The sequence below is a fragment of the Modestobacter sp. SYSU DS0875 genome (genome assembly GCF_054050915.1).
Map to the genome: position 1 here is coordinate 115,162 of NZ_JBJHAH010000006.1, position 20,538 is coordinate 135,699.

The following is a 20,538-nucleotide window of genomic DNA, read 5'->3' on the forward strand; positions in this document are numbered from 1 at the left end:
ATGGCCGACCTCCTCAACGCGTTCGCCATCGCGGGCAAGGCGTTCTTCGGGTTCCAGGCGATCTTCTTCGCCCTGCTGGCCATCGGCATCAACGTGCACTTCGGGTACACGGGCCTGCTCAACTTCGGTCAGATCGCGTTCGCCATGCTCGGCGGGTTCGGCATCGCCATCTCGGTCAGCCAGTGGGGGCTGCCCTTCTGGGTCGGTGTCCTCGTCGGGGTGCTCGCCGCGGTGTTCCTGGCCCTCCTGCTGGGCCTGCCCACGCTGCGGCTGCGCGCCGACTACCTCGCCATCGTCACCATCGCCACCGCCGAGGGCCTGCGGCTGGTCTTCCGGTCGGTCTCCGCGACCCCGGTCACCGGTGGCACCCGCGGCCTGTCGGCGTTCAACCGGGACTTCATCGCGCTCGCCCCGTGGGACACCGGACGCCGGTACGACCTGCTGGGCACGACCTGGAGCGGCGGCGAGCTGTGGGTCTGCGCGGTCGGCTGGGCCCTGGTGGCCCTGTGCTCCCTGCTCGTGTGGGCGCTGATGCGCGCTCCCTGGGGCCGGGTGGTGAAGGCCATCCGGGAGGACGAGGACGCCGTCCGCTCGCTGGGCAAGAACGTCTACGCCTACAAGATGCAGGCGCTGGTGCTCGGCGGGGTGTTCGGCGCCTTCGGCGGCATGGTCTACGCCGTCGGCACCGGCTCGGCCATCCCCGACCAGTACCAGAACGCCAACACCTTCCTGGCCTACGCGGCGCTCATCCTCGGCGGCGCCGCCCGGGTACTCGGGCCGGTCATCGGCTCGATGCTGCTGCTGTTCATCCTGCAGTTCGCCGACACCGGGCTCCGCTCGCTGATCTCCAACGGGGTCATCCCCACGGAGCTGCTCTCCTCCACCGACGTCGCGCAGCTGCGCTACGTGCTGGTCGGGATCGGGCTCATGTTGTTGCTGGTCTTCCGGCCCCAGGGCATCTTCGGTGACCGACGAGAGGTGATGCTCGATGCCCGCTGACCCCCTGTCCCACGAGGGCCAGCCCCACGGCGCCCACGCCGCCCGGCCCGAGGAGCTCGCCCCGTCGGGCGGCGGCGCGCACCGGGCGGCACCCCAGCGGCTGGCCCAGGCCGCGCTGCGCGACGTCCCCTGGGAGGTCGGTGTCGCCAAACCCGACCCGGCGATCGTGGTCGACCACGTGACCCGCACGTTCGGCGGCCTGACCGCGGTGTCGGTCGACCACCTGGAGGTCCAGCGGGGCGGCATCACCGGGCTCATCGGGCCCAACGGCGCCGGCAAGACCACGCTGTTCAACCTGCTCACCGGGTTCGACCAGCCCAACACCGGCACCTGGTCGTTCAACGGCCGCGACCTCGGCAGGCTCAGCCCGCACCAGGTCGCCCGGCTCGGGGTGGTCCGGACCTTCCAGCTGACGAAGGCGCTCTCCCGGCTCACCGTCCTGCAGAACATGCTGCTCGGCGCGCAGGCCCAGCGCGGGGAGAGCTTCCTGCGTGCCCTGGTGCCCGGCACCTGGCGGGCGCAGGAGAAGGCGAACACCGAGCGGGCCATGGACCTGCTCCGGCGGTTCAAGCTCGACGCCAAGAAGGACGACTTCGCCGGCAGCCTGTCCGGAGGCCAGCGCAAGCTGCTGGAGATGGCCCGCGCCCTGATGAGCGAACCGCAGGTGGTGATGCTCGACGAGCCGATGGCCGGGGTGAACCCCGCCCTGACCCAGAGCCTGCTCGGCCACGTCAAGGACCTCCGCGAGGAGGGGATGACGGTCATCTTCGTGGAGCACGACATGGACGTCGTGCGGGACATCAGCGACTGGGTGGTGGTCATGGCCGCCGGCAAGGTCATCGCCGAGGGCGCGCCGGAGTCGATCAGCCAGAACAAGGCCGTCGTCGACGCCTACCTCGGCGCGCACCACGACGCGCCGCTGACCGCCGAGGAGGAGGACCGCTTCCTCGCCGAGGACCGGGCGGCCGAGGGTCCCCGGCGCGATGACGTCATCAGCTCCGACCGGGGCCGCGAGGGAGGGGCAGGACGATGAGCAGCGTGGACCTACCAGGTCCGCCGGAGGACCGCAGGTTCCTGGCGCCGGAGTCCGAGCAGGACGCGCCAGTCGCCGAGGAGCCCGGCGCGGGCACCGCGGCGCAGCTCTCCCCGGCCGAGAGAGCGGCCACCCGGGAGGAGCACGAGCGCCTGGCCGAAGGCGCGCTGGTGCGCGCCGACGAACTCGTCGCCGGCTACGTCCCCGGGGTCAACATCCTCAACGGGTGCGACTTCTACCTGCAGGACGGCGAACTGGTCGGGATCATCGGCCCCAACGGCGCCGGCAAGTCGACGCTGCTCAAGACGCTGTTCGGGCTGATCCCGGTCCGCTCGGGCTCGGTCACGCTGCGCGGTGAGGAGATCACCTCGGCGCCGGCGCACCGGCTGGTGTCCATGGGCGTCGGCTACGTGCCGCAGAACAACAACGTGTTCCCCTCCCTCACCATCGAGGAGAACATGCAGATGGGCGTCTACCTGCGGCCGAAGACCTTCAAGGAGCGCTTCGACTACGTCGTCGAGCTGTTCCCGCTGCTCGGCGAGCGGCGCAAGGGCAAGGCCGGCGCGCTGTCCGGTGGTGAGCGGCAGATGGTGGCGATGGGCCGCGCACTGATGATGGACCCGTCGGTGCTGCTGCTGGACGAGCCGTCCGCCGGGCTGTCCCCGGCGCTGCAGGACGAGGTGTTCATCCGCTGCCGGCGGATCAACGCCACGGGCGTCTCGATCATCATGGTCGAGCAGAACGCCCGCCGCTGTCTGCAGATCTGCCACCGCGGCTACGTGCTCGACCAGGGGCGCAACGCCTACACCGACACGGGCACGTCCCTGATGAACGACCCGAAGGTGATCGAGCTCTACCTGGGCACCCTCGCCAAGGCCCAGTAGCCCGAGCTCCGCTCGCAGCCGGACGGCGCCGTTCCCCCGGGGGCGGCGCCGTCGTGCGTCCCGGGAGCGCGCCGTCGGGACCCCGGTGGCCCCGGTGCCGGTGTCGGCCGCAGTCCCGCCGCTGGCCGCCCTCGGCGTCGTGCCGCGGCAACGCCGCCTGGGCCGCGGCTTCCCGCCCGCCGTGCACGACCGGCTGGTCCGGATGGGCGCCGCCCGGGCGGGCCGTCGCCACCGGCTGACGTGCTGGCGGCCGGGTCGGTCGCGCTGGGCCGGCCCCGCACAGCACTGCGGCCCGGCGCCCCCGAGGGGGCACCGGGCCGCAGGTGGTGCGGAGAGCGTCAGCCGCGGGCCGGGCCGATGCCCTGGGCGTTGAGGCCCTGGATGATCCGCGAGGACTCCTCGAACCCGATGACGACGATGGCGTCGGGGTTGAAGTCCACCATCTGCTGGACCTCGGAGTCGAAGTTCGCCGCCTGCGGGTCGTAGGTCAGGTAGCGGATGCTGTCCTCGGACAGGCCGCCGGCGATCAGGTTGTCCCGGGTGTTCTCGGCCAGGCCCGTGCCGTACGGGTCGTTGAGGGCGAGGATGCCCACGGTGTTGTTGCCGTCCTCGGCGATCAGGTCGGCGAGCGCGCGCGCCTGCAGCGTGTCCGGGGGCGCGGTGCGGAAGTACAGCCCGTTGTCGTCGTAGTCGGTGAACTGGTCGGAGGTGTTCGCCGGGGAGAACTGGACGACGCCGGCACCGGTGATGGTGTCGATGACCGTGAGGCTCACCCCGGAGGACGCCGCACCGATGATGGCGTTGACGTTGGACTGCAGCAGCCGGTCGACCGTCTGGGTGGCAGTGTCGGTCGAGGCGTCACCGGAGTCACCCTCGATGAGCTGGACGGGCTGGCCCAGCACACCGCCGGCCTCGTTGATCTCGTTGATCGCCAACTGGGCGCCGGCGACCTCCGGCGGGCCGAGGAAGGCGAGGTTGCCGGTGAGCGGCAGCAGCGTGCCGATGACCAGCGGGTCACCCGTGGCGCCCGGCGGGGCGTAGGCCGGGCCCTCGTCGGTGGCGGCGTTCGCCTCGTCACCGGCGATCACGAACTGGGTGGCGTCGTTGTCGATCGTGTTGTCGTCGCCGAACTGCTGCAGCCCGAAGCTGGCCTGGGCCGGCTCGCCGGGGTCGGCGAAGCTCAGCGGACCGCTGACACCGTCGTAGTCGACGTTGCCGCCGGCGTTGATGATCTCCAGGCAGGCCGCGTAGGACTCGCAGGTCTCGCCGCCGAAGGTCAGCCCGTTGATGTAGCGGGCGAACTCCGTCGCCTGGTTCGTACCGGCAGCCTGGGCCGCGAGCGCGGTCAGGATGACCGCGTCGTAGGTCTCTCCGGCGTAGTTGAACGTCGTCCCCAGGTCGGGGTCGACGGCCAGCAGGCGGTCCTGGAAGTCACCGGAGAGCTGCGTCAGCGGCAGCGTGCCCTTCATGCCGGCCAGAGCGCCCTGGTCGGAGAAGTCCTCCCCGAGCGGGTCGCCCATGTTGCCGTCGGTGCCGTAGACGTTGACCTGCTTCTCGCCGCTCGCGTCGCCACCGCCGCTGCCGGAGCCGCCGCCGTCGTCGCCGCCGCCACAGGCGGTCAGCGCGAGCAGGGCGGCACCGGACAGGGCGACCGCGCGAGCAGTGGTGCGGGTGCGCATCAAGGAACTCCCAGTGGGGTGCGTGCGTGGGCGCCGGACCCGGAGGGCTGATCAGCCCACCGACCGGCCGGTCAGTGCGGAGAACCTAACCGCCGCGCCGACGGCCACCAGCCCTGCTCAGTGCACCGTGATGACGTTGTGACCTGGGCGACTCTGTTGTGCCACATGGTGGGACACGCCGACACACGCGCGACACGCGGGTGGTACGCGACACATTCAGGACGTGACCACGATCACCGGCCGGGGAGACGCGACGGCCGCCGGTCCGCGAGATCGCGGAGCCGACGGCCGTGGGAGGCGCGCAGCGGAGCTCAGGTGGTGGCCTGTCCCCCGGCCGGGGCGTCGTCGACCTCGGTGGCCATGATCGCCTCCGCCAGGGCGCGCATCGAGGTGCGCTCGTTCATCGCCGTGCGCTGGATCCACCGGAAGGCCTCGGCCTCGGTCATCCCGCGCTCGGTCATCAGCCGGCCCTTCGCCTTCTCGATGACCTTGCGGGCCTCCAGGCGCTCCTTGAGGTCGGCGACCTCGGCGTCCAGGGCGTGCATCTCCTGGAACCGGCCGACGGCGACCTCGATCGCCGGGACCAGGTCGTTCTTGGAGAACGGCTTCACCAGGTAGGCCATCGCGCCGGCGTCGCGGGCGCGCTCGACCAGCTCGCGCTGGCTGAAGGCGGTGAGCACGATGACCGGCGCGATGCGGGCGCTGGCGATCTGCTCGGCGGCGGCGATCCCGTCGAGCACGGGCATCTGCACGTCGAGGACGACGAGGTCGGGGCGCAGCTGCTGGGCCTGGTCGACCGCTGCCTGCCCGTCACCGACCTCGGCGACGACGACGTACCCCTCCTCTTCGAGCATCTCCTTGAGGTCGAGGCGGATCAGCGCCTCGTCCTCGGCGATGAGGACCCGGGTCGGCTCGTTGCTCACGGAGATCATCCTATCGACCGCAGACGCGGATCCCGCGCCGGATAGGCTGCGGGCCACCCAGTCGAGTTGGCCCCCGTACCCCAATCGGCAGAGGGAGCGGATTCAAAACCCGCGCAGTGTGCGTTCGAGTCGCACCGGGGGCACTCTGTTCATCGCGACGCTTCCGCGCCGCACCGCGGCCAGGTGCCGTTCCCGGCCGCCGTCGAGCCATCGCCACGCCGCCCCCGGCGTCAGCGCTTCGCTGCCCAGGTCAATACGGTGGCGCTGTGACCGGCCACATGACCCCCGAGCAGTTCCGTCAGCACGGCCACGAGGTGGTCGACTGGATCGCCGACTACTGGGCCCGGCTGCAGAACGACCCGACGTCGCTCCCGGTCCGGTCGCAGGTCGCCCCCGGCGACGTCCGCGCCGCGCTCCCCCCGCAGGCGCCCGAGCAGGGCGAGCCGTTCGCCGCGGTGCTGGCCGACCTGGACCGCGTCGTCATGCCCGGGCTGACCCACTGGCAGCACCCCGGCTTCTTCGGGTACTTCCCCGCCAACACCTCCGGGCCCTCGGTGCTGGGCGACCTGGTGAGCGCCGGCCTGGGCGTGCAGGGCATGTCCTGGGTGACCAGCCCGGCCGCCACCGAGCTCGAGCAGCACGTCATGGACTGGCTGGCCGACCTGCTGGGGATGCCCGGGTCCTTCCGGTCCACCGGCACCGGCGGCGGCGTCGTCCAGGACTCCAGCTCGGGGGCGAACCTGGTGGCCCTGCTCGCCGCCCTGCACCGGGCCAGCAAGGGCGCCACACTGCGCCACGGCGTGCTGCCCGACGAGTACACCGTCTACGTCTCCGCGCAGACGCACAGCTCGATGGAGAAGGCCGTGCGCATCGCCGGCCTCGGCACCGAGGCGATCCGCATCGTGGAGGTCGACGAGGAGCTGGCCATGCGCCCCGGGGCGCTCGCCGCGCGGCTGGAGCGGGACGTCGCCCGCGGGTTCACCCCCGTGCTGGTCTGCGCCACCGTGGGCACGACGTCGACGACGGCGATCGACCCGCTGGCCGAGATCGGGCCGGTGTGCCAGCGGTTCGACGTGTGGCTGCACGTCGACGCCGCCTACGCCGGGGTCAGCGCGGTCGTCCCCGAGCTGCGCGCGCTGCAGGCCGGGGTGGAGTGGGCCGACAGCTACACCACCGACGCGCACAAGTGGCTGCTCACCGGCTTCGACGCCACGCTGTTCTGGGTCGCCGACCGGGCAGCCCTCACCGGCGCACTGTCGATCCTGCCGGAGTACCTGCGCAACGCGGCCACCGACACCGGCGGCGTCGTCGACTACCGCGACTGGCAGATCGAGCTCGGCCGCCGGTTCCGCGCCCTGAAGCTGTGGTTCGTGCTGCGCTGGTACGGCGCGGAGGGGCTGCGCGAGCACGTCCGCGGGCACGTCGCCATGGCCCAGGAGCTGGCGGCCTGGGCCGAGGCCGACGACCGGTTCGACGTCGTCGCCCCGCACCCGCTGTCGCTGGTGTGCCTGCGCCCCCGCTGGGCCGACGGGGTGGACGCCGACGTCGCCACCATGACCCTGCTGGAGCGGCTCAACGACGGCGGCGAGGTCTTCCTCACCCACACGACCGTGGCCGGCGCCGCGGTGCTGCGGGTGGCGATCGGGGCACCGTCGACCAACCGGCAGCACGTCGAGCGGGTCTGGGCGCTGCTCACGGACGGGCACGACTGGCTGGCGAACGACTTCGCCGAGCAGGCGCGGGAGCGGCAGGACGCCGAACGGCGCGAGCGCGAGGAGGCCGAGCGCCGGGCCGCCGAGCAGGCTGCGGCCGAGACCCCGGCCACCCAGGACGAGACCGCCGAGCAGGCCACCACCCAGGCCGACCTGGACGGCGGGCCCACCCGGGACTGACCGGCCACGGGGAGGGGCTCAGCCGAGCGAGCGGATGAGCCCCTCCTGGGCGACGGTCGCCACGTGCGTGCCGTCGGCGGACCAGATCTGCCCGAAGCACAACGCGCGGCCACTGGCCGCGGCCGGGCTGTCGGTCTCGTAGAGGAACCACTCGTCGGCCCGCGCGGGCCGGTGGAACCACACCGCGTGGTCCAGGCTCGCGCCGACGATCGACCCGCCCCAGCCGCCACCGATGCGTGCCAGGCCGGCGGAGAGCAGCGTCAGGTCGCTGACGAAGGTCAACGCGGCGGCGTGCACGTTGTCGTCGTCGGGCAGCCGCCCGGTGACCCGGAACCACGCCCGGAACGCGGTGTCGCCCGACGTCCGCGGCTCGGGGTCGTACGGGTCGCGCAGGTAACGGGAGTCGACCGCACGGTTCAGCGCCCGGGCGCCCTCGGCCCGGTCGGGGTGGGCGGCGAGCACCTCGGGCAGCCCGGGCAGGCTGTCGGGGCCGGGCACCTCGGGCATCGGCAGCGAGTGCTCGACCACCGCGCGCTCCCCCGCGGTGAAGTCGGCGGTCAGCGCGAAGATGGCCACGTCCTCGCCCTTGCGGGTCTGCCGCGCCACCACGCGCCGGGTGCTGAACGACCGGCCCTCGCGGATCCGGTCCACCTCGTAGCGGATCTCCTCGTGCGGGTCACCCGGCCGGAGGAAGTACGAGTGCAGGGAGTGCACCGGCCGTTCGGCCGGCACCGTGGCGTTCGCCGCGGCGAGCGCCTGAGCGGCGACCTGGCCGCCGAAGATCCGCTGCAGCGGCGTCGTCGGGGTGGTGCCGACGAACAGGTCCGGGGCCCGCTCCTCCAGGTCGAGGACGACCATGAGCTCGGCCGCCGGCGTCGGGGCCGGCCCCTCCCCCGACGACGTCGCTGCTGCGGTCACGCCTGCGTTCCCACCTCGTGCACCCGGACGAGGTTGGTCGTGCCGGCGGTGTTCGGCGGGGAGCCGGCCACCACGACGACCTGGTCGCCCTCGCGGAGCCGGCCGATGGAGAGCAGCGAGAAGTCGACCTGGGCGACCATGTCGTCGGTGTGCTCCACCTGGGGCACGATGAAGGTCTCCACGCCCCACGACAGCGCCAGCCGGCTGCGCACCCGCGGGTCGTTGGTGAAGGCGAGGATCGGCAGCCGGGTCTTCAGCGCCGCCAGCCGCTGGGCGCTGCGGCCGGTGGAGGTGAAGGCCGCCAGCGCGGACACGTCCAGCGCCTCGCCGACGTCCTTGGCCGCACGCACCATGGCGCCGGGGCGCGAGTGGGAGGCCTTGAGCAGCTGCGGGGCGAGGATCTCGTCGACCTCGACCGCAGCGATGATGCGGTCCATCGTCCGGACGGCCGCGATCGGGTGCTTGCCCACGGAGGTCTCCCCCGACAGCATCACCGCGTCGGCGCCGTCGAGGACGGCGTTGGCGACGTCGGAGGCCTCGGCCCGCGTGGGCCGGGAGTTCTCGATCATCGACTCGAGCATCTGCGTGGCCACGATGACCGGCTTGTTGCGCTCGCGGGCGGCCTGCACGGCCCGCTTCTGCACCAGCGGCACCTGCTCCAGCGGCAGCTCCACCCCGAGGTCACCGCGGGCGACCATGACGCCGTCGAAGGCGTCGCAGATCGCCTCGAGGTTCTCGACCGCCTCGGGCTTCTCCAGCTTGGCGATGACCGGGGCGAACACGTCCTCCTGGGCCATCACCTCGCGGACCAGCTCGACGTCCCGGGGCGACCGGACGAAGGACAGGGCGACGAAGTCGACCCCCAGGGAGAGCGCGAAGCGCAGGTCCTCCTCGTCCTTGTCCGACATGGCCGGGACGCTGACGGCGACGCCGGGCAGGGACAGGCCCTTGTTGTTGGAGACCGGACCGCCCTCGAGGACCAGGCACCACACGTCGGGGCCGTCGACCTCGGCCACGGTCAGGGCGAGCTTGCCGTCGTCGACCAGCAGGCGGTCACCGACGCGGACGTCGTTGGCGAGGTCCTTGTAGGTGGTCGAGACCCGCTCGGCGGTGCCGTCGACGTCCTCGACGGTGATGCAGATCCGGGCGCCGGTGGGCCACTCGACCTTGCCCTCGGTGAAGGTGCCCAGGCGGATCTTCGGGCCCTGCAGGTCGGCGAGGACCGCGACGGCGCGGCCGACCTTGTTCGAGGCCTCCCGGACCAGGCGGTAGGCCTGCTCGTGGTCGGCGTGCTTGCCGTGGCTGAAGTTGAGCCGGGCGACGTCCATCCCGGACTCGACGAGGGCGGTGACCTGCTCCGGGGTGCCGGTCGCCGGCCCCAACGTGCAGACGATCTTGGCGCGGCGAGACATGCCCCTGAAACTAGTCGACCCCCCGGGGGGACACGCCGGACGGGTCGGCCGTGTCCCTCCGGGGGGTCGCAGTCGTCTGGGACGTCTGCGCAGGTCAGCGCAGCGGAACCGCCGTGGGCGTGACCGGGCGGGGCAGCATCGAGGCGCCGGTCAGCCAGGTGTCGACGGCGGCCGCGGCGGCCCGCCCCTCGGCGATCGCCCACACGATGAGCGACTGGCCACGGCCCATGTCACCGGCGACGAAGACGCCCGGCGCGGTGGACATGTAGTCGTCGTCGCGGGCGACCGCGCCCTTCTCGGTGACCGCGCAGCCCAGCTGCTCGACCAGCCCGGCGGTCTGCGGGCCGGTGTAACCGAGCGCCAGCAGCACCAGGTCGGCCGGGAGCACCCGCGTGGTGCCCTCGACGGACTCCCGGCGGCCGTTGACCAGCCGGACGTCGGAGACCTGGACGCCGGCGACCCGGCCGTCGTCGCCGGCGACGAACGCCTCGGTGTTGACGGCGAACAGCCGCTCGCCGCCCTCCTCGTGGGCCGGCGAGACCCGCAGGATCATCTCGTAGGTGGGCCACGGGTTGTCCTGCGGCCGGGTGCCGGGCGGGGCCGGCTTGTAGTCCAGCTGGGCCACCGACGCCGCGCCCTGCCGGTGGGCGGTGCCCAGGCAGTCCGCGCCGGTGTCCCCGCCACCGATGATCACCACGTGCTTGCCGTGGGCGTCGATCGCCGGGTGCTCGAGCTCGCCGAGCGCCTGCCGGTTGCCGTCGGGCAGGTACTCCATGGCGAAGTGCACGCCGGGCAGCTCCCGGCCGGGCAGCGGCAGGTCGCGGGCCACCGGGGTGCCGATCGCCAGCACGACCGCATCGAAGTCCGACCGCAGCTGCTCCACCGAGACGTCGTCCGGGCCCTCGCCGCCGACGTCGACCCCGACGACGAACCGGGTGCCCTCGGCGCGCATCTGGTCCAGCCGCCGGTCGAGGTGGCGCTTCTCCATCTTGAACTCGGGGATGCCGTAGCGGATCAGCCCGCCCACCCGGTCGTCGCGCTCGAAGACGGTGACCTCGTGCCCGGCCCGGGTCAGCTGCTGGGCGGCAGCGAGCCCCGCCGGCCCCGACCCGACGACGGCGACCTTCTTGCCGGTCAGCTCCGCCGGCGGCTGCGGGGTGACCCAGCCGTTGACGAAGGCCTGGTCGATGATCTCCCACTCGATCTGCTTGATCGTGACCGGTGAGTTCTCCAGGTTGAGCACGCAGGCGGCCTCGCACGGCGCCGGGCACAGCTTCCCGGTGAACTCCGGGAAGTTGTTCGTGGCGTGCAGCCGCTCGATCGCCTCCTGCCAGTCGTCCCGGCGGGCGAGGTCGTTCCACTCCGGGATGAGGTTGCCCAGCGGGCAACCGTGGTGGCAGAAGGGGATGCCGCAGTCCATGCAGCGCGCCGCCTGCTCGCGCAGTGCGGCGACGGGGAAGACGGCGTCCTCACCGGTGTCCCGGTTGAGGTACACCTCCTTCCAGTCCAGCAGCCGCAGGTCGACCGGCCGCCGCGGCGGCAGCTGCCGGTCGTACTTGAGGAAACCCGTCTGATCAACCACGTGCGGCCTCCATCACAGCTCGGTCCACGTCGTACCCGGCGGCCTCGGCGGCCCGCCGGGCCTCCAGGGCACGCCGGTAGTCACGCGGCATGATCACGCTGAACCGCTCGGACCACCGGCCCCAGTCGGCGAGCAGGGCGGCGGCCACCGTGGAGTCGGTCGCCTCCCGGTAGCGGGTGAGGACGTCGCGCAGCCACAGCGAGCTCTCGCCGTCCAGCTGCTCGACCTCCACCATCTCCGGGTTCACCCGGTGCCGGGCGAGGTCGAGCACGTAGCCGATCCCCCCGGACATGCCAGCGGCGATGTTGCGGCCGGTGGGGCCCAGGATGATCGCCGACCCGCCGGTCATGTACTCCAGCGCGTGGTCGCCCACGCCCTCGACGACCGCCAGCGCACCGGAGTTCCGTACGCAGAACCGCTCGCCGACCCGGCCGCGGAGGAACAGCTCCCCCCGGGTCGCGCCGTAGCCGATGACGTTGCCGGCGATGACGTTGTCCTCGGCGGCGAACGCGGACTCCGGCGCGGGACGCACCACGATCCGCCCCCCGGACAGGCCCTTGCCGACGTAGTCGTTGGCGTCGCCGAGCAGCGTCATGCTGATGCCCGGGGGCAGGAACGCGCCGAAGGACTGGCCCGCCGACCCGGTGAAGGTCAGGTCGATCGTGCCGTCGGGCAGCCCGGCGCCACCGAACCGGCGGGTCACCATCGACCCGAGCATGGTGCCGACGGTGCGGTTGACGTTGCGGACCGGCAGCTCCAGGTGCACCGGGCGGGCATCGAGCAACGCACCCTCGCACAGCTGGATCAGCGTCTGGTCCAGCGCGACGTCCAGGCCGTGGTCCTGGGTGGCCACCTGCCGGCGGGCCGCCCCTTCGGGCAGCTCCGGGACGGCGAGGATCGGGGACAGGTCGACCCCGGCGGCCTTCCAGTGGTCGACCGCCGGCGCGACCTCCAGCAGCTCGGCGTGACCGACCGCCTCGTCGAGGGAGCGGAAGCCCAGCTGCGCCAGGTGCTCGCGCACCTGCTCGGCGATGAACTCGAAGAAGGTGACCACGAACTCCGGCTTGCCGGTGAACCGCTTGCGCAGCTCGGGGTTCTGCGTGGCCACGCCCACCGGGCAGGTGTCCAGGTGGCAGACGCGCATCATCACGCAGCCCTCGACCACCAGCGGGGCGGTGGCGAAGCCGAACTCCTCCGCGCCCAGCAGCGCGGCCACGATCACGTCGCGACCGGTCTTCATCTGGCCGTCGACCTGCACCACGATCCGGTCGCGCAGCCCGTTGGCCAGCAGCGTCTGCTGGGTCTCGGCCAGGCCGATCTCCCACGGGGTGCCCGCGTGCTTGAGCGAGGTCAGCGGCGCGGCGCCCGTGCCGCCGTCGTGCCCGGAGACCAGGACGACGTCGGCCTTGGCCTTCGCGACCCCGGCCGCCACGGTGCCGATGCCGGTCTCGGAGACCAGCTTGACGTGGATCCGCGCCTCGTTGTTGGCGTTCTTGAGGTCGTGGATGAGCTGCTTGAGGTCCTCGATCGAGTAGATGTCGTGGTGCGGCGGCGGGCTGATCAGCCCCACGCCCGGCGTGGAGTGCCGGGTGCGCGCCACCCACGGGTAGACCTTGCTGCCGGGCAGCTGGCCACCCTCGCCGGGCTTGGCGCCCTGGGCCATCTTGATCTGGATGTCGTCGGCGTTGACCAGGTACTCGCTGGTCACCCCGAACCGCCCGCTGGCCACCTGCTTGATGGAGCTGCGGCGCAGGTCGCCGTCGGGGTCGGGGGTGAAGCGGTCGGGGTCCTCGCCGCCCTCCCCGGTGTTGGAGCGCCCGCCGAGCCGGTTCATCGCGATCGCCAGCGTCTCGTGCGCCTCGGCCGAGATGGAGCCGTAGCTCATCGCTCCGGTCTGGAAGCGCTTGACGATCTCGCTGACCGGTTCGACCTCCTCCAGCGGCACCGCCGGGCGGCCGGCGGCCTTGAACCGGAACAGCCCGCGCAGGGTCGCTGCCTCGGCCGACAGGCCGTCCACGGTGTCGGCGTACCGCTGGAAGACCTCGTACTGCCGGGAACGGGTGGCGTGCTGGAGGAGGAACACCGTCTCGGGGTTGAACAGGTGCACCTCGCCCTCGCGGCGCCACTGGTACTCCCCGCCGGTCTCCAGCCGCCGGTGGGCGCGCTCGGTCGGGTTGCTCGGGTAGGCCTTCCGGTGGCGCATCGCCACCTCCTCGGCGAGCACGTCGAGCCCGACGCCGTCGAGGGTGGCCGAAGTGCCGGTGAAGTAGTCGTCGACGAGGGCCTCGGACAGGCCGACGGTCTCGAAGATCTGCGCCATGGTGTACGAGCCGACGGTGCTGATGCCCATCTTGCTCATCACCTTGAGCACGCCCTTGCCCATGGCCTTGACCACGTTGCGCACGGCCTGCGCGGGCTCGATCCCGGTGAGCTGACCGGAGCGGATCAGGTCCTCGACGCTCTCGAAGGCCAGGTAGGGGTTGACCGCGGCCGCGCCGTAGCCCAGCAGCAGGGCCACGTGGTGCACCTCGCGGCAGTCACCGGACTCGACGACCAGGCCGACCTCCATCCGGGTGCGCTCGCGCACCAGGTGGTGGTGGACGGCGGCGGTCATCAGCAGCGACGGGATCGGCGCGCGGTTCTCGTCGCAGTCGCGGTCGGACAGCACGATGACCCGGGCGCCGGCGGCGATCGCCTTGCTCACCTTGGTGCGCAGCTCGGTGATCGCCTGGGCCAGGGCCGTGCCGCCGCCGTTGACGTCGAAGTGCCCGGTGATCCGCACCGCGGCGAACCCGGGCAGGTCGCCGTCGTCGTCGATGTGCAAGATCTTGGCCAGCTCGTCGTTGTCGATCACCGGGAACGGCAGGAACACCTGCCGGCAGGACGCCGGGGTCGCCGCGAGCAGGTTCTGCTCGGGGCCGAAGGTGCGCCCGAGGCTGGTGACCAGCTCCTCGCGGATCGCGTCCAGCGGCGGGTTGGTGACCTGCGCGAACAGCTGGGTGAAGTAGTCGAACAGCGAGCGCGAGCGGTCCGACAGCGAGGCGATCGGGGTGTCGGTGCCCATCGAGCCGATCGGCTCGGCGCCGCTGGCGGCCATCGGCTGCACCAGGATCCGCAGCTCCTCCTCGGTGTAGCCGAAGAGCAGCTGACGGCGGACGACCGACTCGTGGCTGGGCCGGGCACGGCGGCGCTCGGGCAGCTGGGGCAGGTGCACCAGGCCGGCGTGCAGCCAGTCGTCGTAGGGCTGCTCGCTCGCCAGCGCGCCCTTCACCTCCTCGTCCGAGACGATCCGGCCCGCGGCGGTGTCGACCAGGAACATCCGGCCCGGCTGCAGCCGGCCCTTGGCGACGACCTCCGAGGCCGGGATGTCCAGCACCCCGGCCTCACTGGCCAGCACGACCAGGTCGTCCTTGGTCCGCCACCAGCGGCCCGGGCGCAGGCCGTTGCGGTCGAGCACCGCCCCGATGAGCGTGCCGTCGGTGAAGGCCACGCAGGCCGGCCCGTCCCAGGGCTCCATGATCGAGGAGTGGAAGCGGTAGAACGCCCGGCGGGCCGCGTCCATCTCGGCGTGGTTCTCCCACGCCTCGGGGATCATCATCAGCACCGCGTGCGGCAGCGAGCGGCCGGACAGGTGCAGCAGCTCGAGCACCTCGTCGAAGGTCGCCGAGTCGCTGAAGTCGCTGGCCGTGACCGGGAAGATCCGCTCCAGGCCGAGTTCGCTGGCCGGGCCGGCCGGGCCGTCGAACAGCTCGGTCTCCAGCTTGGCCTCACGGGCGCGCATCCGGTTGCGGTTGCCCTTGATCGTGTTGATCTCACCGTTGTGCGCGATGAAGCGGAACGGGTGGGCCAGCGGCCAGCTCGGGAAGGTGTTGGTGGAGAACCGGCTGTGCACCAGGGCGATCGCCGACTCGTAGCGCTCGTCGCGCAGGTCGGGGAAGAACGCCGGCAGCTGGTCGGTGGTCAGCATCCCCTTGTAGGTGATGGTGCGCGCCGACAGCGAGGCGATGTAGCAGTTGGTGCCGGCGTCCCGGGCGGCCCGCTCGATGCGCTTGCGCAGCACGAACGAGCGCCGCTCCAGCCGGGTGACCCCGTGCGGGGCGGCCGTGCCGCCGAAGGCCTGGGCGTCGGCCCGCGCGCCGATCGTCTCGGCGACGAACAGCTGCGCGAAGTACGGCATGACCCGCCGCGCGGTGGGGCCGAGGTCGGCGCCGTCGGGGTCGACCGGCAGCTCGCGCCAGCCCAGGACGGTCAGCCCCTCCTGCGCGGCGAGCGCGGCGACCCCGTCGACGACGGTGGCCCGCTCGGCCTCGTCGGCCGGGAGGAAGGCGATGCCGACCGCGTACTCGCCCAGCGGCGGGAGGTCGAAGTCGACGCTGGCGCGCAGCAGCGCGTCGGGCACCTGGGTGAGGATGCCGGCGCCGTCACCGGAGTTCGGCTCGGAGCCGGCGGCGCCGCGGTGGTCGAGGTTGTGCAGGGCGGTCAGCCCGGCGGCCACGATCGACCGTGACCGGCGGCCGCGGGCGTCGGCCACGAAGGCCACGCCGCACGCGTCGTGCTCACGGGCCGGGTCGTAGAGGCCGGCGGCGGCGGGGAGCGCCGAGAAGGCCACCGGGGCATCGGTGCCGGCGGAGGTGCTGGGGGCGGCGAGGTCAGACATGTCACTCCCGTCGTCGGCTGGCCGCGACGCCCGGCCGGCGGAGCCGGTCCCGGGCGCGGTGCGGGGGGTCACGAGGACCCCGCCGGGTGGTCAGAGCGGGTGGGTGGTGCGGGGAGGAGCGATGCAGGGGGACCGGGGCGGTCCGACGGGTGGGGTCGCCCAGGCCGGGTGGACTCGGTTCGTCCGGACGGCCTGCGGACCCGCGGTCCCGCGGGCGGGTGTCCGCGGGGAGGTCGTGTGCGGGGCAGCGCTGGCCCGGTTCCGACGTCGCCGGCCGGCCCAGGATCACTGGTCGGCCGACAAGGAGCGTACACAGCGACGTCACCTGCGGGACATGTCGATCTGATGTCGCACATCTCTCTTCCGGCGACGCCGACGAGCTCCGCGAGACCGGTCAGCCGGGTGCCGGGCCCCGGGTCTCGTCCCCGCCGGCCCGGGTGGCCGTGGAGCCGGTCCCGGCCGCCGGCGGGGGGTCCTCCCCCACCGGGTCGCCGGTGGACGCGGAGGTGCTGTCGGCAGCCGGGGGGCCGGCGCTCGCCCCGGTCGCGTCGGCGGCCGAGGTGCCGCCGTCGGCCGCGCGGGCATCCCGGCCGCGGGTGATCACCTCGCGGGGGCGGCCGCGCTGCCAGATGAGGTAGGCCACCGCGAGCAGGCCCACGATGATCGAGGTGAAGACGTTGAGGCGCAGGCCCAGAAACTGCTGGGCGGTGTCGATGCGGAGCATCTCGATCCACAGCCGGCCGGCGCAGTAGGCCGCCACGTACAGGGCGAAGGCCCGGCCGTGGGACAGCCGGAACCGGCGGTCGGCCCAGACGACCAGCGCCGCGACGCCGAGGTTCCACAGCAGCTCGTAGAGGAAGGTCGGGTGGAAGGTGCCCAGCACCTCCGCCTGACCGTCGGGCCCGGTCAGGGCGCGGCCGACCGAGGGGTCCCAGCGGTGGATGGTGAGCGCCCAGGGCAGGTCGGTGGCCCGGCCGTAGAGCTCGTTGTTGAACCAGTTGCCCAGCCGGCCGACCGCCTGCGCGACGACGATGCCGGGGGCGATGGCGTCGGCGTAGGCGGGCAGCGGGATGCCCCGCCGGCGGCAGGCGATCCAGGCGCCGACACCGCCGAGGGCGATGGCACCCCAGATGCCGAGGCCGCCGTCCCAGATGGCGATCGCGCGCAGCGGGTCGCCGCCCTCGCCGAAGTAGGGCTGCGGCGTGGTGATCACGTGGTAGATCCGGCCGCCGACGATGCCGAACGGCACCGCCCAGACGGAGATGTCGAGGACGTCACCGGGTGCGCCGCCGCGGGCGACCCAGCGTCGCTCCGAGATCAGGACGGCCAGCACGATGCCGGCGATGATCGCCAGCGCGTAGCCGCGCAGCGGGAACGGCCCGATGTACCAGACCGCCTGGGTGGGGCTCGGGATCGCCGCGAGCACGCTCACGAGAGCACCACCGGGCGGCGGCGCACGCCCTCGGCCAGCTCGACCGACAGCCGCCGGACGCCCTCCGGGCCGCGGCCCTCGAGCAGCTCACGGACGTAGGCCGACCCGACGATGACGCCGTCGGCGAAGCCGGCGACCTCCGCGGCCTGGTCGGCGTCGGAGACGCCGAGGCCGACGCAGACCGGCAGCTCGGCGACCTCGCGGGTGCGGGCGACCAGCCGTTCGGCGGTGTCGCCCACCGTCGCCCGGGTACCGGTCACGCCCATCGTGGAGGCGGCGTAGACGAACCCGCGGGAGGCCGCGGCCGTGGTCGCCAGGCGGGCGTCGGTCGAGGACGGCGCGACCAGGAACACCCGGTCCAGACCCGTGCGGTCGGTGGCGGCGATCCAGGGGCCGGCCTCGTCGGGGATCAGGTCGGGGGTGATCGCCCCGGCTCCCCCGGCGGCGGCCAGGTCGTCGGCGAACCGGTCGACGCCGTAGCGCTCGATCGGGTTCCAGTAGCTCATCACGACCGGCACCGCACCGGCGTCGGCCACGGCCCGCGCGGCGCGGAGCACGTCGGCCATCCCCACCCCGGCCCGGACGGCGACGTCCACGGCCTGCTGGATGACCGGCCCGTCCATGCCCGGGTCGGAGTACGGGACGCCGATCTCGACGATGTCGGCGCCGCCCTCGACCGCGGCCACCATCGCCTCGATCGAGCCGTCGACGTCGGGGTAGCCCACCGGCAGGTACGCGATGAGCGCGGCCCGGGCCTCGGCCCGGGCGGCCGTGATGCGGTTGGCGAGCCTGCTCATGCCTGCTCCCCCGCGTCCTGCCCGGCGACGGCCTCCTGGTTGGCGACCGCGCCCTCGGTGGTGTGCTGGTCGGTGTCCATGCCGGGGCCGGGGTCGACCTCCTCGCGGTCGCCGAGCCCGAACCACTGGGAGGCGGTCTCGACGTCCTTGTCCCCGCGGCCGGAGAGGTTCACCAGCAGCACCGGCGGTTCCCCTCCCCGCCCACCGGCCCCCTGGGCCGCCAGCTCGCGGCCGACCTGCATCGCGCCGGCCAGGGCGTGCGCGGACTCGATCGCCGGGATGATCCCCTCGGTGCGGCACAACAGCGCGAAGGCCTCCATCGCCTGCGCGTCGGTGACCGGCCGGTACTCGGCCCGTCCGATGTCGTGCAGGTGGGAGTGCTCCGGCCCGACCCCCGGGTAGTCCAGGCCCGCCGAGATCGAGTGCGACTCGATGGTCTGGCCGTTCGCGTCCTGCAGCAGGTAGCTGCGGGCGCCGTGCAGCACCCCGGGGTCGCCCCCGGTGATGGAGGAGGCGTGCCGCCCGGTCTCCACGCCGTCGCCCCCGGCCTCCAGGCCGACCAGCCGCACGCCCTCGTCGGGCACGAAGGCGGTGAAGATGCCGATGGCGTTGGAGCCGCCGCCGACGCAGGCCAGCACGACGTCGGGCAGCCGGCCCAGCCGCTCGAGCAGCTGCCCGCGCGCCTCGTCGCCGATCACCCGCTGGAAGTCGCGGACCATCGCCGGGAAGGGGTGCGGGCCGGCGACGGTGCCGAAGACGTAGTTGGTGGTCTCCACGTTGGTGACCCAGTCGCGGAACGCCTCGTTGATGGCGTCCTTGAGGGTGCGCGAGCCGGTGGTCACCGGGACGACCTCGGCGCCGAGCAGCCGCATCCGGGCGACGTTCAGCGCCTGGCGCCGGGTGTCCTCCTCGCCCATGTAGATCGTGCAGGACAGCCCCATCAGCGCCGCGGCGGTGGCGGTGGCGACGCCGTGCTGGCCGGCGCCGGTCTCGGCGATGACCCGGCTCTTGCCGATCCGCTTGGTCAGCAGCGCCTGACCCAGCACGTTGTTGATCTTGTGCGATCCCGTGTGGTTGAGGTCCTCGCGCTTGAGCAGCACGGTGGCACCACCGCAGTGCTCGGCGAACTTCGGGACGGCGGTGACCGGGCTGGGCCGGCCGGTGTAGTCGTGCTGCAGCTCGGCGAACTCGGCGAGGAACGCGGGGTCGACCCGCATCGCCTCGTAGGCCTCGGTGAGCTCGTCGAGGGCGGCGATCAGCGCCTCGGGGACGAACCGGCCGCCGTAGGGACCGAAGTGCCCGGTCGCGTCCGGCCACTCCGGGCGCGCCGCGGCGTCGAGAGCACGAGTGCTGACGTCAGGGGCCGGAGGGTGCGCGGAGAGGGTCACGTGCCCAGCTTGACACGACAGGTGCGCGAACCGGGCGCGGGTCCCCGGGGCGGGTCAGCGGGTCGTGCGCGGGGTGGCCGGGTGGGAACCGGCGGTGACCAGGTCGGCGACCGCCTGCCGCGGGTCACCGGCGGTGACCAGGCCCTCGCCGACGAGCACCGCGTCGGCACCGGCCCCGGCGTAGCTGATCAGGTCGTGCGGCCCGCGGACGCCGGACTCGGCGATCTTGACCACCTCGCTGGGCAGCCCGGGGGCGATCCGCTCGAAGGTGGAGCGGTCGACCGACAGCGTGGTCAGGTCGCGGGCGTTGACCCCGATGACCGAGGCGCCGGCGGCGAGCGCGCGGTCGGCCTCGGCCTCGCTGTGCACCTCGACCAGCGCCGTCATGCCCAGCGACTCGATCCGCTCCAGCAGGCCGGTCAGCACCGGCTGCTCCAGCGCCGCGACGATCAGCAGCACCAGGTCGGCGCCGTGGGCACGGGCCTCGTGCACCTGGTAGCTGCTGACCACGAAGTCCTTGTTGAGCACCGGGACGTCGACGGCGGCGCGGACCGCGGCCAGGTCGGCGTGCGAGCCCCCGAACTGACGCCCCTCGGTGAGCACGCTGATCACCCGGGCGCCGCCGGCGGCGTACTGGGCGGCCAGCGCCGCCGGGTCGGTGATCTGGGCGAGCGCACCCTTGGAGGGGCTCTTGCGCTTCACCTCGGCGATCACCCCGACCCCGGGTGCGCGCAGCGCCGCGAGGGCGTCCAGCGCCGGGCGGGCGTCGCGGGCGGCGGCCTGCACCTCCGGGAGCGGAACGGCGGCCTGCCGCGCGGCGACGTCCTCACGGACGCCCGCCACGATGTCGTCGAGGACGCTCATGACCCCTCCTCGCAACCCCACATCGTCTGCCACGGACCGCATCCCCACCACTCGGAGTCGGTGAGATCACTGTAGAGG

The 20,538-nt window shown here is 73.0% G+C and carries 14 protein-coding genes and 1 tRNA gene; 5 read left to right on the plus strand and 10 right to left on the minus strand.

Annotated elements, in window-relative coordinates:
- From ACI79Y_RS05225 to ACI79Y_RS05235, 3 genes are read left to right on the plus strand one after another with little or no spacing between them, the layout of a single operon-like run.
- Entirely contained in the window at positions 1-999 is a 999-nt protein-coding gene (locus tag ACI79Y_RS05225; protein ID WP_457157448.1) for a branched-chain amino acid ABC transporter permease, read from the plus strand.
- Positions 989-2,032, plus strand: coding sequence for an ABC transporter ATP-binding protein (locus ACI79Y_RS05230; RefSeq protein ID WP_457157449.1), 1,044 nt, complete (start codon positions 989-991; stop codon positions 2,030-2,032). The genes ACI79Y_RS05225 and ACI79Y_RS05230 overlap by 11 nt, the downstream gene beginning before the upstream one ends.
- Positions 2,029-2,916: an ABC transporter ATP-binding protein gene (locus ACI79Y_RS05235; protein WP_457157450.1), complete on the plus strand. Its 888-nt coding sequence runs from the start codon at positions 2,029-2,031 to the stop codon at positions 2,914-2,916. Before ACI79Y_RS05230 ends, ACI79Y_RS05235 begins: the two co-directional genes overlap by 4 nt.
- Before the next feature lie 338 nt (positions 2,917-3,254).
- Here the strand turns inward: ACI79Y_RS05235 and ACI79Y_RS05240 are convergent, their stop codons facing one another.
- Complete coding sequence (locus tag ACI79Y_RS05240) at positions 3,255-4,595, minus strand: ABC transporter substrate-binding protein (protein WP_457157451.1); 1,341 nt, start codon at positions 4,593-4,595, stop codon at positions 3,255-3,257.
- A 311-nt stretch (positions 4,596-4,906) separates the two neighbouring features.
- Positions 4,907-5,518, minus strand: coding sequence for an ANTAR domain-containing response regulator (locus ACI79Y_RS05245; protein ID WP_457157452.1), 612 nt, complete (start codon positions 5,516-5,518; stop codon positions 4,907-4,909).
- A gap of 69 nt (positions 5,519-5,587) precedes the next feature.
- Here ACI79Y_RS05245 and ACI79Y_RS05250 point away from each other — a divergent pair.
- Both ACI79Y_RS05250 and ACI79Y_RS05255 read left to right on the plus strand, forming a co-directional pair.
- Positions 5,588-5,661 (plus strand) — tRNA-Leu (locus tag ACI79Y_RS05250).
- 123 nt (positions 5,662-5,784) lie between these two features.
- Positions 5,785-7,410 (plus strand): pyridoxal-dependent decarboxylase, encoded by a 1,626-nt coding sequence (locus tag ACI79Y_RS05255; protein WP_457157453.1) that lies wholly within the window; start codon positions 5,785-5,787, stop codon positions 7,408-7,410.
- 18 nt (positions 7,411-7,428) lie between these two features.
- On the opposite strand, the gene ACI79Y_RS05260 is transcribed toward ACI79Y_RS05255, so the two are convergent.
- The 8 genes from ACI79Y_RS05260 to trpC all read right to left on the minus strand — a co-directional run bounded on the left by ACI79Y_RS05260 (position 7,429) and on the right by trpC (position 20,460).
- Positions 7,429-8,328, minus strand: a complete 900-nt coding sequence (locus ACI79Y_RS05260; RefSeq protein WP_457157454.1) for an acyl-CoA thioesterase — start codon at positions 8,326-8,328, stop codon at positions 7,429-7,431.
- Positions 8,325-9,740, minus strand: coding sequence for a pyruvate kinase (gene pyk / locus ACI79Y_RS05265; protein WP_457157455.1), 1,416 nt, complete (start codon positions 9,738-9,740; stop codon positions 8,325-8,327). The genes ACI79Y_RS05260 and pyk overlap by 4 nt, the downstream gene beginning before the upstream one ends.
- 94 nt (positions 9,741-9,834) lie before the next feature.
- Entirely contained in the window at positions 9,835-11,322 is a 1,488-nt protein-coding gene (locus ACI79Y_RS05270) for a glutamate synthase subunit beta (protein WP_457157456.1), read from the minus strand.
- The gene (gltB, locus tag ACI79Y_RS05275; protein WP_457157457.1) at positions 11,315-15,979 is read right to left on the minus strand and encodes a glutamate synthase large subunit; all 4,665 of its coding nucleotides are present in this window, start codon (positions 15,977-15,979) and stop codon (positions 11,315-11,317) included. The genes ACI79Y_RS05270 and gltB overlap by 8 nt, the downstream gene beginning before the upstream one ends.
- A 394-nt stretch (positions 15,980-16,373) precedes the next feature.
- Complete coding sequence (gene lgt, locus ACI79Y_RS05280) at positions 16,374-17,411, minus strand: prolipoprotein diacylglyceryl transferase (protein ID WP_457157458.1); 1,038 nt, start codon at positions 17,409-17,411, stop codon at positions 16,374-16,376.
- The gene (trpA, locus tag ACI79Y_RS05285; RefSeq protein ID WP_457157459.1) at positions 17,408-18,208 is read right to left on the minus strand and encodes a tryptophan synthase subunit alpha; all 801 of its coding nucleotides are present in this window, start codon (positions 18,206-18,208) and stop codon (positions 17,408-17,410) included. Before trpA ends, lgt begins: the two co-directional genes overlap by 4 nt.
- Positions 18,205-19,596, minus strand: a complete 1,392-nt coding sequence (gene trpB, locus ACI79Y_RS05290; RefSeq protein WP_457157460.1) for a tryptophan synthase subunit beta — start codon at positions 19,594-19,596, stop codon at positions 18,205-18,207. Before trpB ends, trpA begins: the two co-directional genes overlap by 4 nt.
- A gap of 54 nt (positions 19,597-19,650) precedes the next feature.
- A complete protein-coding gene (gene trpC / locus ACI79Y_RS05295; RefSeq protein WP_457157461.1) occupies positions 19,651-20,460 on the minus strand; it encodes an indole-3-glycerol phosphate synthase TrpC in 810 nt (269 codons plus the stop codon).
- Between the last annotated feature and the right edge of the window lie 78 nt (positions 20,461-20,538).